At 55.3% G+C, this 13,677-nt stretch carries 10 protein-coding genes; 7 read left to right on the top strand and 3 right to left on the bottom strand.

What is annotated here, in order from left to right; all coding sequences use genetic code 11:
- Positions 1-120: 120 nt before the first annotated feature.
- Complete coding sequence (gene gatD, locus ACAM_RS07010; RefSeq protein ID WP_022542120.1) at positions 121-1,449, top strand: Glu-tRNA(Gln) amidotransferase subunit GatD; 1,329 nt, start codon at positions 121-123, stop codon at positions 1,447-1,449.
- A gap of 2 nt (positions 1,450-1,451) precedes the next feature.
- The gene (gene gatE, locus ACAM_RS07015) at positions 1,452-3,383 is read left to right on the top strand and encodes a Glu-tRNA(Gln) amidotransferase subunit GatE (RefSeq protein WP_022542121.1); all 1,932 of its coding nucleotides are present in this window, start codon (positions 1,452-1,454) and stop codon (positions 3,381-3,383) included.
- A gap of 117 nt (positions 3,384-3,500) precedes the next feature.
- Here the strand turns inward: gatE and ACAM_RS07020 are convergent, their stop codons facing one another.
- From ACAM_RS07020 to ACAM_RS07030, 3 genes are all read right to left on the bottom strand, one after another.
- Positions 3,501-5,354, bottom strand: coding sequence for a type II secretion system F family protein (locus tag ACAM_RS07020; RefSeq protein WP_022542122.1), 1,854 nt, complete (start codon positions 5,352-5,354; stop codon positions 3,501-3,503).
- A gap of 51 nt (positions 5,355-5,405) precedes the next feature.
- On the bottom strand, positions 5,406-7,148 hold the full coding sequence (locus tag ACAM_RS07025) for a type II/IV secretion system ATPase subunit (RefSeq protein WP_022542123.1): 1,743 nt from the start codon (positions 7,146-7,148) through the stop codon (positions 5,406-5,408).
- 149 nt (positions 7,149-7,297) lie between these two features.
- On the bottom strand, positions 7,298-7,732 hold the full coding sequence (locus tag ACAM_RS07030; RefSeq protein WP_022542124.1) for an OsmC family protein: 435 nt from the start codon (positions 7,730-7,732) through the stop codon (positions 7,298-7,300).
- A gap of 151 nt (positions 7,733-7,883) precedes the next feature.
- Here ACAM_RS07030 and ACAM_RS07035 point away from each other — a divergent pair, with 151 nt between their 5' ends.
- The 5 genes from ACAM_RS07035 (at position 7,884) to ACAM_RS07055 (ending at position 13,672) form a co-directional block, all read left to right on the top strand.
- On the top strand, positions 7,884-8,762 hold the full coding sequence (locus ACAM_RS07035; protein WP_022542125.1) for an SDH family Clp fold serine proteinase: 879 nt from the start codon (positions 7,884-7,886) through the stop codon (positions 8,760-8,762).
- 164 nt (positions 8,763-8,926) lie between these two features.
- Positions 8,927-9,418 (top strand): (2Fe-2S)-binding protein, encoded by a 492-nt coding sequence (locus ACAM_RS07040; RefSeq protein WP_010866868.1) that lies wholly within the window; start codon positions 8,927-8,929, stop codon positions 9,416-9,418.
- Positions 9,419-9,420: 2 nt separating this feature from the next.
- Entirely contained in the window at positions 9,421-11,778 is a 2,358-nt protein-coding gene (gene cutA / locus ACAM_RS07045) for a glyceraldehyde dehydrogenase subunit alpha (protein ID WP_022542126.1), read from the top strand.
- Positions 11,778-12,656 (top strand): glyceraldehyde dehydrogenase subunit beta, encoded by an 879-nt coding sequence (gene cutB / locus ACAM_RS07050; RefSeq protein WP_022542127.1) that lies wholly within the window; start codon positions 11,778-11,780, stop codon positions 12,654-12,656. Before cutA ends, cutB begins: the two co-directional genes overlap by 1 nt.
- A 122-nt stretch (positions 12,657-12,778) precedes the next feature.
- A complete protein-coding gene (locus ACAM_RS07055; RefSeq protein ID WP_062661460.1) occupies positions 12,779-13,672 on the top strand; it encodes an AAA family ATPase in 894 nt (297 codons plus the stop codon).
- The last annotated feature ends 5 nt before the right edge of the window (positions 13,673-13,677 follow it).

Consider the following 13,677-nt stretch of genomic DNA (forward strand, 5'->3'; position numbering starts at 1 on the left):
TTCCATGCCACCCGTTCTACTCGGGGAAACAGATTATCCCCTCCAGGCTTTAACTGGAAGACACCGGGGTGGTTTAGCCTGGCTGAAGCTTCTTCAGGCTACTACGGTTACAGGGGTGTTGTGGCCAGGCTCCTCTCGAAGGCTGGGGCTAAGCCTGGCGATATAGTTGAGGTTAGAAGGGGCGACGGATCCGTTTTCAAGGGCGTTCTTATGCCTAAGCACGAGACTTCTCATCCGGACACCGTCGTTATCAAGCTAGATAACGGGTATAATATAGGCGTTCTTGTCGGAGAGGGTGATGATATTGTTGTTAAGGGCAGCTTGAAGCCAGGGACGCCGGGCGCTCCCGTGCCGCTTCTGGAAGAGGCCATCAAGCCCCCCGGGGAGAAGGTCTTCATAATTGGTGCTGGCGGCACAATAGCTAGCCGTGTAGACTATGAGACGGGCGCTGTCAAACCTTACCTAGACGCCTCCGAGCTTGCATCCACTATACCGGAGCTCCAGAGGTACGCTTCTATCGAGGCCGAGCAGCTATTTTCAATACTAAGCGAGGATATGAAGCCGAGGATGTGGGAGGCCATAGTGGATAAGGCTGCAAGGGTTCTGGAGGCGGGTTACGAGGGCGTTGTAGTAGCTCACGGCACCGACACCATGGCGTTCACAGCCTCAGCCCTCTCCTTCGCATTCCACAGGGGCCTGCCGAGGCCGGTTATCCTGACAGGCAGCCAGAGGAGCAGCGACAGGCCAAGCAGCGACGCGGCCTTCAACCTCACAGCCTCCGTGCTGGCGGCGTCTCGGGCGCCTTTCGCCGAGGTGGCTGTTGTAATGCATGGTGAGACCGGGGATACTTATGCTCTCGCACATAGGGGTGTGAGGGTTAAGAAGATGCATTCTAGCAGGAGAGACGCCTTCCAGAGCGTGAACGACAGGCCGCTAGCTAGGATATACCCGTTTGAAGGTAGGGTTGAGATGCTGCGGGGCGACTATAGGAGGAGGGGCGAGTCCGACCTCCAGGCTGAGAATGGGTTTGAAGAGAGGGTGGCGCTGGTGAAGCACTTCCCCGGTTTGATAGGGGAGGTCCTGGACGCACTTCTGGACAGGGGTTTCAGGGGTATAGTAGTTGAGGGAACGGGCTTTGGCCACGTCAGCAGCGACGCGGTGAAGGTGTTGGAGAGGGCTAGGGACGAGGGGGTGCCTGTGGTTGTCACGACCCAGACGATATTCGGCAGGGTAAACTTGAACGTGTACAGCACTGGCAGGAAGATGCTTGCCGCCGGCGCCATACCAGCGGGCGATATGACGAGCGAGGCGGCCTATGCTAAGCTCTCCTGGATACTGGCTAGAACTCAGGACCTTAGTGAGGTTAGGGAGCTTTTTCACAGGAACCTCGCGGGGGAGCTAAGCGAGAGACACATACTAAGGCTATACCGCCATGTTGGGGGTGTGTAGCATTGTCTAGGGTTGATTATAGGGATGTCGGCTTGAAGGTCGGGCTCGAGATACACCAGCAGCTGGATACTAGGGAGAAGCTTTTCTGCAGCTGTCCAGCGGAGCTTGGGGAGGAGGAGCATGACGAGTTCGTGAGGCAGCTTAGGCCCACTCGGAGTGAGCTGGGTGATGTGGATCCCGCCGCCCTCTTTGAGTGGAGGAAGGGCCGGCTATACCTTTACCAGGCGCCTCTCGACCACTCGTGTCTTGTTGAGGCCGACGAGGAGCCTCCCCACCCTATAAACAGGGAGGCGGTGGCTGTGGCCGTGGCGGTGGCGAAGGCCCTCGGCTCGTCGATAGTGGACGAAGTCCACGTTATGAGGAAGACTGTGATAGACGGGAGCAACACGAGCGGCTTCCAAAGGACGGCGGTTGTGGCGCTCGGCGGCTCAATCAAGGTTGGCGGTAAGGAGGTGCCTATAGAGACTATAGTTGTTGAGGAGGACGCGGCTAGGAAGGTGGGGGAGAAGGGTAGATACGTTATCTACAGGCTAGACAGGCTCGGCATACCCCTTATAGAGATCGCGACGGCCCCGGTTATAGAGACGCCCGAGGAGGCTAAGGAAGTGGCGCTCGCCATAGGAACCATGCTCAGGCTGACGGGCAGGGTTAAGAGGGGTATAGGCACTATCCGGCAGGACCTCAACGTCAGCATCAGGGGGGGCGCCAAGACGGAGATAAAGGGTGTCCAGAGGCTGGAGCTGATACCAAAGGTTGTGGAGTATGAGGTCCTGAGGCAGCTAAACCTGCTCATGATAAGGGATATGCTGAGGGAGAGGGGGGTAACCAGGGAGGAGCTGGAGAAGGTCGAGCCTGTCGACGTCTCCAGTCTTCTCGCAGGGTCCAGAAGCAGGGTTGTAAAGAGGGCGCTATCCAGCGGGGGCGTGGTTATAGCTGTAAAACTGCCTAGGATGAAGGGTATCGTAGGCATGGAGGTCATGCCCGGCAGACGGTTCGGAACAGAGCTGGCAGACTACGCTAGGTTCTGGGGGGGCGTGGGGGGCATTATACACAGTGACGAACTCCCCGGGTATGGTATAACGGGGGATGATGTTGATAAGATATATGAAGCTGTCGGAGGAGATCCTGGGGTGGACGCGTTCGCCCTCATAGCGGATAGACCTTCAAACGCTCTGAAAGCTGCTAAAGCCGTTCTAGAGAGGGTTGCAACAGCACTCGAGGGTGTACCCGAGGAGACTAGGGCCGCGTTGGAGGACGGCACAACAAGATATCTAAGGCCCAGGCCTGGGAGCGCTAGAATGTACCCGGAGACCGATATACCGCCCCTTAGGGTGGATGATAGTGTAATGTCGATAGCAGAGCGTTATGTACCAGAGTCTCCCGAGGCTGTTGCCAAGAGGCTTAAAGACCAGTACGGCCTCTCAGACCAGCTTGCGTGGGAGGTCATTAGGGATGAGAGGTACAGGCTTATAACCACCCTTCTGGAGAAATACCGGGGAAAGCTGGAGCCCAGCTACATAGCGGGGTTCTTCGTCGTAGTACTCCGGGGCCTAGAGGGGGAAGGTATAGATGTGTGGAAGGTTAGCGATGCCAGCCTAGAGAAGATAATAGGAATGGTGGCCGGGGAGGAGATAGCTAGAGAGGCTGCAGCAGAGATAGTGAAGTACCTGGCCAGCAACCCAGGCTCTACCGTGGAAGAGGCGGTAGAGAAGCTGGGGCTGAAAAGGCTATCACGAGAGGAGGTGGAACGCATAGTTGACAGCATAGTAGCTGAGCTGAAGGAAGAGATTCTGAGGAGGGGGGAGAGGGCTGCTGGGCTGGTTATGGGCAGAGCCATGTCTAGGCTGAGGGGCAGGGCCGATGGGAGGCTGGTCTCCGAGATAGTCTCCAGAAAGCTAAGGGAGATGCTAGACTCCGGGGAGACGGCTGGGTAAGGCATGCACACGGGGCCTCGGCAATCGCTCCCCCAGACATAGACCCCGGTGGGGGCCTTTCTTAAAGGCCAATACTCCTCATCGGCCTGGGCATGCTTTCCACGCCAGTAGAGGTAGCTAGCTTATGGGCAGTAGGAACACCCCCAATGTTACTATTGCTAGAGTTATCACTATCAATATTATGCTGTGTATAAAGCCAGCGCCTATGGTACCCTCCCTTATCTTGCCAGCCATAAGTCCCATCATCCAGGAGTTGAGTATCACGCCTATAGCAAGTATAAGCCCTACAACACCTATGTTCTCCGGGACAACAGCGACAGCCGTGGCCCCCTCGGGGTTAACTACCTGGAGAGTCTTTATAGTGTAGCCAAGCATTACCAGCGTTGAAGCGGCCACGATTATTGCTCCAAGATAGGGCATTATTATGTAGATTCTAGTCCTCTTCCTGAACTCATCCTGTATACTCACTAGCCCGTAGGTGTATCGCGCAAGAGCGTCTAACACCTCGGGGCTTCCTCCACCCACGCTTATAGAGTCAACCAGGAACCTGAGAGCAGAAAGTGTAGCCCAATCCTTGATCCTCCTTACTGCACGTCTAACGGAATCCTCGAGGGACATGCCGAGCTGGAGGCTGGTTGCGATACGCCTGATAACCCTTGAAAGGGGCCCATAGTCCCTGGAGGAGAGGGTTATTATACTCTGCTCTGGGCTAAGCCCTGTCTTCCTAGTTTCAGCCAAGTCTCTGAGGAAGTTTGACATGGCTAGCCCTATACCCCTGTTGGCTCTGGTCACGTTAAAGAATGAAATGGCTGGAGGTATGCTTATCATTATGAGGAAGAGCCCTGCGAGCCCCGATACCCTTAGAATGTCGGCTTTCGTGGGGCTTCCGCTAGCCAGGATGCTGTTAATCCCCGAGAGGGCGTAAATTATAGGCAGGAGAGCCAGCGCAAGGGGCAGGCTGTAAATAACCAGTGCCACCATATGATCGTTGATCTCTATCGGCTCCTTCGGCCTGGCTCTGTCTACCAGGAGGAGCATTATAATGTTTATGGTTGGAAGCACAAGGAAACTGTAGAGTATAAGCTGGGTAGTGCTTGCGTACTGGGTCGAGCCCACGCCTCCCAGGTTGCCTGGGAACACGCTGCTTATTGTGAAGAATATATAGAATACTATAGTGGCTATGACGGCCACCACAAGATATATCTCGAGATACAGGGTCATACGCTCTGCCAGTAGCCTTATATCGTTGAGACGCCTCTCGAATAGATCCTGTGTTCTAATCTCCAGATAGTGGATCACGTCCGACCCTATTTTCACCGCGGTAGTGTAGCCCAGGATGAAATCCCTGAACACGCTGCTGGGGCTGTCTAGGACATGCTGTTCCAGAGCATCAAGAGGGTTTTTGCCTAGCAGCTTTATCTTTGTTTTTATCATTTCAGCCTCTACTCTCATAGCCTTAAATATCTTTAGGCTAGCTACCCTGTCTATCACTATGCTTACGGGTACACCACCTCTTCCCATTATGGAGAGGTAGGCTGCAAAGAAGGGTAGCTCAGTCTCGATCCCGCTCTTTCTCGACCCTATTTTGAGTGAGGGGTACATGAGACCCGCTGCAAAAGCTAGGAATGGAGCGGCAAGGGCAAGTAGGACTACCAGTGCTTTGATAATTATTGAGAGACCGCTAAGCAGGATCCAGAACGAGAAGTAAGCGCCTAACAGGAATACAGTTGCAGATATTAAAAGTAGACGGGACATGTACATGACGGGGTACACTGGTATACCGGCTATTCTAAGGTTTCTCTCAAGCTCGAACGTTTTAACAAGCCTTACCGCCAGCCATGAGAAATAATTGTAGGCTATATAGTCTACGATGTCGGAAAAGGTGATTCTAACCTCGGCCCTGTATACCCCCTCCCTCTGCCTCCGCCTCCTTAACCTCCGGGCAAGCGGTATTCGATCTAGTATAGACACGCTCCCGCACCCCAGACTAGAGGCTATAACCGGTGTTTCGTGGAAACCGTGCTATATGGCATCCATCTTCAACTCTTTAGCTGCTTTCTCATATACCTCGTTAGGGTTATAATAGTACTTGAAGATTATCGGCGCCACCTCCCTATACCTCCTAATCCCGCTTTTTGCCATCCATATTAGAACAAGTTTTCTTCTATCCACCTCTGTGAGGACCTCGTCTTTAGTTAGACCCACTAGCTTCCCTATCTCCTCCACGGCGACACTATTCTCTATGTAGTGTTCATGCTCCTTAGTGAACGGATTCCACCTGGCCACCTCTATGACTTCATTGCTGGATGGGCCTGTAATTTCCCAGACATCAGTTACCTTACGCACTATCCTATGGCCCTCTGGGCTGGTTGGGTCCGGCAGCCTAACCCTCTTTACCGCGAGGGCGAATTTAAGTAGGGGTATATAACCTTCCGGTATGTTCATAGGGGGTGATGTAAGCCTTCTTATCATTGCCTCAATGGTCTCTGAGTGTATGGTGGTAAGCCCCCCATGACCAGTGGCTAGGGCCTGGAACAGTACGTAGGCCTCTTCACCCCTGACCTCACCCACTATAATCACGTCGGGCCTGTACCTCAGGCTCACTCTAACCAGATCGTAAAGGCTTATCTCGCCCCTCGACTCGCCCGTCACGCTGAAGCTGGGCCTTGACACTAGCTGAACCCAGTTCTCGTGGGGCAGCTTTATCTCTGGGGTGTCCTCTATAGTGACTATCTTGACGTTTGGCCTTAGGAGCGTTGCTATCGCATTTAGCGTTGTCGTCTTGCCGGATCCGGTTACACCCATGATTATCCCTGGCATCCTATACTCGGCCATCAGCCAGAGATATGCGGCTATCTCCGGGGAGAGAGTACCACCTATGATCAAATCTACAATGCTTAATGGTGTCGCCTTGAACTTACGGATGGTAAATGTTGAGCCTTGCGTGCTAACCTCCCTTCTAAAGGTTGCAGCGACCCTATGCCCTTCGGGCAGGACTGCGTCTAGCACGGGGAATGCGACGCTTATATGCTTCCCTGCCCTGTGTGCGAGCAGGAGTATCATATGGTCCAGTTGCCTCTCGTCTTCAAATATGATGTTGCTCTTTATGCTCTCGTACTCCTGATGCCAAACGTAGACAGGCCTTCCGACGCCGTCGCAGCTTATGTCCTCCAGGTATTCGTCCTTCATTAGAACGTCTATGGGGCCGTAGCCTACGTTGTTCCTAATCATGTAGTACAGTATTTTACTCCACGAAACCTCCTCGATGTCGCTTGCCATTCTTATCCTGTAGATGTTGACTATCCTCTTGATCTGCCGTACCAGGAATTCCCTCTCTTTCTCAGCTATTGTAGCTCCAGGTAAGCTCTTCAACTCCTCCTCCGTGGGGTGCCTTAGCTCCCAGTTCAGGATCTCCATTATCCTGTTGTAGGTGTCCTGCTCGGTCTTGTTCATTTCAACCTCGTTAACGTAGTATAGGTACTCGCCAGTGTCCTTGTGTTGAAGTATTATTACTCTAGCCCACGGGTCTTCTATGCTGTAGGTTTTTACGGGCTTATACACAACGCTTAGCCTGAGAAGCTTCGCATCTAGGCTGGCCTCTATGGCTGGTCTAAGAGCTATCTCCTCTCTCTTGATAACCTCGTCAAGACTCTCACTCTCTTCAAGGCCCCTGCTGGCTTGCCTGGGAGAGACGGGTCTACCGCCCTTATCCCCGCTGCGGAGTGATGATGGCAGCCGCGATAGCTTCTTAAGGAACCTTCTCAAATCCAATAGCACCCTTGAGCCAGGCTTCGAGGCTCCTCAGGATATTAAGGGTTAGTCCAGACGCAATATAAAGGTTTTAAGCCTAACTAGCGGGTAGTATATAGATAGGGGCTTCCACTAATTTACCGCTCGGTGATACTCTACCCCAGTTACTCCACTCTAACTTCCTCCTTGACTGTCACACCGTTCCTAGCTAAAGTATTGTAGACCGGGCATAGCTCCTTTACCTTACCGACTATGAGCCTCGCCGCGCTGGGTTCAATACCTTTAAACACGTATTTAACGCTTAGGCTTCGCAGCCCTTCGCCGACCTGTACATCAGCCGTGACACTCACCCTCACATCAAAGCTATTATAGCCGAGCATACGCCCCACAAGCCTGCTCATCAGAACCTCACAGGAAGCAAGGCTCGCGGCTAAAAGGCCGAGGGGTGTAAGACCCTTCTCGGGACCGCCTGCCTCGCGCTCAGGGTAGACGGTTATCGATACACCACCGACATCTACCTTCACAGCCTCTCCTGCTGGAGAGGCTTCCGCAGTAACGGGTTGCAGCACTATCTTAAACTCCCCTGTTCTCCCGGCCAAAGCCACCACCGTACTAACAAGCAGGGAGAAGGATTCGTTTATAGATGAGTAAGGTTTTGTAGTTATCGTAAAAAGGTTTAAACAAGGAGAGTTTTAGAATAGTAGCTTGTTAAGGAGTAAATGGCTTCAGAATGAAGGCAGGGTGGTTGGTGTGGTATTTGATTTCTCTAGCCTTGTATGGCTCCTCTTCTGGCTACTACTGCTTGCTTCCATGCTGAACCCCGTACTAGCTGTAAGGAGGCTGCAGGCCGCTAGGCTGGAGCTGATAAGGAGTATGGAGAGGAAGTATGGCTGGCGGGTCATAACCATGATACACAGGGAGGAAAGGGTATCTTTCTTCGGAATACCCCTGAGGAGGTTTATAGATATAGATGATAGTGAGGCTGTGGTGAGAGCCATTAGAAGCACCCCCCCAGAGAAGCCTATTGCTCTTATCCTGCACACGCCAGGGGGCCTTGTGCTCGCCGCGAGCCAGATAGCCAGGGCTCTCAAGAGGCATAAAGGCAGGAAGATCGTTATAGTGCCCCATTATGCTATGAGTGGAGGCACTCTGATAGCCCTAGCCGCCGATGAGATAAGAATGGATCCCAACGCCGTCCTAGGCCCCCTAGACCCTCAGCTCTCAGCTGGTCCCACCGGGCCCGCAGTCCCAGCTCCCAGCGTAGTGAAGGTTGCCAAGATGAAGGGTAAGGATGCGCAAGACACCACCCTGATAATGGCGGATGTTGCTGAGAAGGCTATAGAGGAGATGAGGGAGGTAATTACAGAGCTTCTTCAGGATAAGGTGGGTGTTGAGAAGGCTAGGGAGATTGCAGTTCTCCTAACAGAGGGGAGATGGACACATGACTACCCTATAACGTTTGAGAGGGCCAAGGAGATGGGTCTGCCTGTGAGCGACGAGGTGCCTCCCGAGGTCTACCAGCTAATGGAACTCTATCCGCAGGCCCCTGCCAACAGGCCGGGAGTCGAGTACCTACCCCAGCCGACACCATACCTCCCAAGGCAGGGAAGTGCAGGAGAGGGGGGTTAGCCGGGGGGTGGCTGCCAACTTATAACCAGCTCCGCTTTCCTAGCATATGTTGTACCCCCGAAGCCAATGTTTTGAATAGTCAAAACGACAATCCAGATTCTATATGTCATCTTAGCATAGACATAGTGGTAGAAAACCCTGTAGAGGAGGTGTAGTTTTTGGAGGTGTCTAAAGCGGCGACACCCCTTGTGCGTGTAACCCTGAAAGTAAACGGTAAGACGTATACCCACCACGTTCCGCCCAGGATGCTCCTCGTCCATTTCCTCCGCGACGTGCTAGGGCTCACAGGGACTCATGTCGGGTGTGACACGAGCAACTGCGGGGCGTGCACGGTACTCGTAAACGGTAAGGCGGTCAAGTCGTGCACAGTCTACACATTCATGGTGGACGGGGCGGAGATAACCACTATAGAGGGTCTCGAGCAGAACGGCAAGCTCCACCCTATACAGGAAGCCTTCTGGGAGAACCACGGCCTCCAGTGCGGCTTCTGCACGCCAGGCATGATAATGACCCTGCACGACTTCCTCAGCAGGAATAAGAGTCCTACCGAGAGCGAGGTCAGGAGGGCTATAGAGGGCAACCTGTGCAGGTGTACTGGCTACGTCAATATAGTGAGGTCAGCGCTATGGGCGGCTGAGAGGATGAGGGGTGGATAGCCTTGTCGCAGGGAAGGAAGTATATCGGTAAAAGGGTTAAGCGTAAAGAGGACCCCCGCTTCATAACGGGTAGGGGCCTATACGTCGACGACATTAAGCTCCCGGGCATGGTGTACGCCGCGTTCCTGAGGGCGGGCTACGCTCATGCAAGGATAAAGTCTATAGACACGTCGAAAGCGGAGAGGATGCCGGGGGTCATAGGGGTCTACACGGGAGAGTATTTCAAAGACAAGGTCGCACCCCTCACCACAGCCTGGGCGCTGGCTAACGCCGACTTGAAACCCGTTTTCTGGCCTGTTGTAGCCCAGGATAAGGTGAGGTTTACTGGCGATATTGTGGCCGTTGTCGTGGCCGAGGACCCGTACACAGCCTACGACGCTCTGGAGGCTATAGACGTCGAGTACGAGCCGCTTCCCGTTGTTGTGGATGTAGAGGAGGCTATAAAGCCCGGGGCCCCCCAGCTCCATGACGAGGCTCCAGGCAACATAGCCTTCAAATGGAGGTTCACGGGCGGGGAGAGCTTCGATAAGGTCGCCGAGAAGGCTGACATAGTTATCAAGCAGAGGATGATAAACCAGAGGCTCATACCAAGCGCCATGGAGACTAGGGGTGCGGTGGCCAGCTACAACAAGGGCCTCGAGGAGCTGACCCTGTGGGTTACCTCGCAGAACCCCCACGTGCACAGGCTCGTCCTCTCCGGCGTCCTGGGCCTGCCTGAGCATAAGATCAGGGTTATAGCCCCCGATGTGGGCGGGGGTTTCGGAAGCAAGATACCCGTCTACCCCGGCGAGGTCATAGTATCCAGGCTGGCTATGGATCTGGGGGTGCCCGTAAAGTGGGTTGAGACGAGGAGGGAGAACTTCCTGGGCACCATACACGGTAGGGACCATGTGGAGTACGTGGAGGCCGCGGCAACCAGGGATGGGAGGCTTCTTGGGATAAGGGTTAAGACCCTGGCCAACATGGGCGCCTACTTATCCACAGCCGCCCCTGGAGTCCCCACCATACTCTTCGGCCTCATGCTCCAGGGCCCCTATAAGATCGAGTCTGTCGACGTCGAGGTTCTAGGTGTGCTGACCAACACGACCCCGGTAGACGCCTACCGGGGGGCTGGGAGGCCGGAGGCGACGTATATACTAGAGAGGGTTATGGACCTGATAGCTAGGAGGCTGGGCCTCGACCCTGCCGAGGTTAGGAGGAGAAACCTCATCGATGAGGCGCCCTTCACTACCGTGACAGGCCTGGTCTACGACAGCGGCAAGTACAAGGAGGTGTTTGAGAAGGCGCTTCAGATAGCAGAGTATGAGAAGTGGAGGGAGGAGCAGAGGAAGGCTAGGCAGGAGGGCAGGCTGATAGGGATAGGTATATCCAGCTATATAGAGATGTGCGGCCTAGCACCCTCTAGGATAGCTAGGGCCACCGGCTTCGGCCTAGGCCTATACGAGAGCGTCACCATAAGGGTGCACCCAACGGGCAAGGTGAGCGTCTACACCGGCTCCCACCCGCACGGGCAGGGGGAGGAGACTTCCTTCGCCCAGATAGTGGCTGAGGAGCTTGGCATCCCTGTGGAGGATGTCGAGATAATACACGGCGACACTGACGAGACGCCCTTCGGCCTTGGCACCTACGGCAGCAGGACAACGCCGGTGGGTGGTGGCGCCGTGGCCCTGGCCGCCAGGAGGATAAGGGAGAAGGCGAGGAAGATAGCGGCCGCCATGCTCGAGGCTAGGGAGGAGGACGTTGTATTCTCCGAGGGCAAGTTCTACGTGAGAGGCCATCCCGAGAAGAGCGTGTCGTTCCAGGAGGTGGCCCTCGAGGCCTATCTAGCCGACAAGCTGCCAGAGGGCCTCGAGCCCGGGCTAGAAGCCACCACATTCTACGACCCCGAGAACTTCGTATTCCCCTACGGCACCCACGTCTGCATAGTGGAGGTTGACAGGGAGACGTGGAAGCCGAAGATACTGAGGTATGTGGCGGTGGACGACGCTGGCGTGATAATAAACCCGATGCTGGCCGAGGGCCAGGTACACGGGGGAGTCGTCCAGGGCATAGCACAGGCCCTCTTCGAGTACGCGGTCTACGACGAGAGCGGGAACCTCCTCACAGCAGGGTTCAACGACTACATGATACCCACCGCCAAGGACCTCCCGAACATAGAGTCGTACTTCGTGGAGACGCCCTCACCCCACAACCCGCTGGGCGCAAAGGGTATAGGTGAGACGGGCACCATAGCATCCACGCCAGCCGTCGTGAACGCGGTGCTAGACGCCCTGGCCCACATGGGCGTGGAGCACATAGACATGCCCCTGACGCCCCACAACATTTGGAAGGCCCTTAAGGATAAGGGGGTGGTGAAGTAGTGTACCCGGCTAGCTTCGAGGTCCTCATACCCAGGAGCCTCGACGAGGCTCTGGATATGCTCGAGAAGTACGGGGAAAACGCTAAGGTACTGGCCGGAGGCCACAGCCTCATACCTATGATGAGGCTGAGGCTGGTGAAGCCGGCCTACGTGATATACATCGGCAGGATCCCAGGGCTCTCCTACATTAGGGAGGAGGGCGGCGAATTAAGGATAGGGGCGTTGACGACCCACAACGAGATCGAGGAGTCGAGCCTGCTGAAGGAGAAGAACCCCCTGCTCAGCGAGACGGCCTCCAAGATAGGGGACCTCCAGGTGAGGAACATGGGCACCATAGGGGGCAGCCTGGCCCACGCAGACCCCGCAGCCGACTACCCGGCGACCCTAGCCGCTCTCGAGGCCAGCGTCGTCCTCAAGAGCAAGTCGGGGGAGAGGGTCGTCAAGCTAGAGGACTTCATAATAGGCCCCTACATAACAGACCTCAGGCCCAACGAGCTCCTAGTAGAGATCAGGGCGCCGGCTCTCACAGGCTCCTTCGGAACAGCCTACGAGAAGCTGGTCTTCAGAGCCTCAGACTTCGCTATAGTGGGGGTGGCAGCCTTAGTACAGCTCTCCGGTGACGGGACTGCGGAGAAGGTGAGAGTGGGCTTGACGGGCGTCGACGAGAAGCCTGTCAGGGCTAGAGGCGTTGAGGAGGAGCTTGAGGGCAAGAAGCTCAGCGAGGACCTCATCGCCAGGGCGGCGGAGAGAGCCTCGGAGGGTATAAACCCGCCCACAGACATCAGGGCCTCCGCAGAGTATAGGAGGAGGATGGCTAGAGCCCTTACAAAGCAGGCTCTAACAAGGGCTTTCAAACGCGCTTCCAGGACACAAGGCTAAACCCCCCGAGCCCCACGCTACACCCACATTTTTAACCTCGCATGCTCCTAACCCCTATCCATACTGGGGCTATAGAAGCTTCTAGCCCTGGGTTAAGCTACTGTATTCGAGGTTGGTGTTTGATGGAGGGGGAGTGGGAGAGATTCCTGAGGCAGCTTACCCCGGAGAAGCTTGAGTATCTCCTCCGGAGCAGGGATTACATACCCAGCAAGGACCTCCTTATGGCCCTCTACCTGGCCCTGAAGCTTGGGAAGCCTCTTCTGGTCGAGGGGGAGCCGGGTAACGGTAAGACGGAGCTCGCCAAGGTTCTCGCCGAGGCCCTGGGAACAGAGCTGATAAGACTCCAGTGCTACGAGGGTATAGACGCCTCCCAGGCCCTCTACGACTGGAACTATCCTAAGCAGCTGCTTGCTATAAGGATGTTGGAGAGGAGTGGTGATGTGGAGAGTATAGAGCGGGAGATCTACTCTGAGAAGTACCTGGTGAAGGGGCCGCTCCTAAGGGCGGTCACATACAGGGGGCCTAAGCCCCCCGTCCTGCTGATAGACGAGGTTGACAGGGCCGACGAGGAGTTCGAGGCTTTCCTCCTCGAGTTCCTCGCCGAGTTCCAGGTGACGGTGCCGGAGATAGGCACCTTCAGGGCGGAGAAGAGGCCTATAGTGATAATCACCTCGAACAGGACACGGGAGGTTGGCGAGGGTCTCAGGAGGAGGTGTCTCTACGTCTACGTAACCTACCCGCCCAAGGAGAGGGAGGTGGAGATAGTTATGAGGAGGGTGAAGGGTGTTGAGAGGAGGCTTGTGGAGAAGGCTGTAGACGTTGTGGCCAGGATAAGGGCGTCTGAGGCTGTTTTGAAGAAGCCGGGCGTCTCCGAGACCATAGACTGGGTGGAGGGGCTGAGGGCCCTCGGCTACAGGGATATAGACAGGAGGGCCCTAGAGGACACGGTCTCCTGCCTGTTCAAGGCCAGGGAGGACCTAGAGGCGGTCTCCCTAGACGACCTTCTAGGGGGCTAACGCGG

It is taken from the genome of Aeropyrum camini SY1 = JCM 12091 (genome assembly GCF_000591035.1).
Taxonomy (GTDB): Archaea; Thermoproteota; Thermoprotei_A; order Sulfolobales; family Acidilobaceae; genus Aeropyrum; species Aeropyrum camini.

Excerpts from the sequence above, each read along its gene's own strand:
- ACAM_RS07055 (WP_062661460.1), top strand. The coding sequence starts at position 12,779 with ATGGAGGGGGAGTGGGAGAGATTCCTGAGGCAGCTTACCCCGGAGAAG.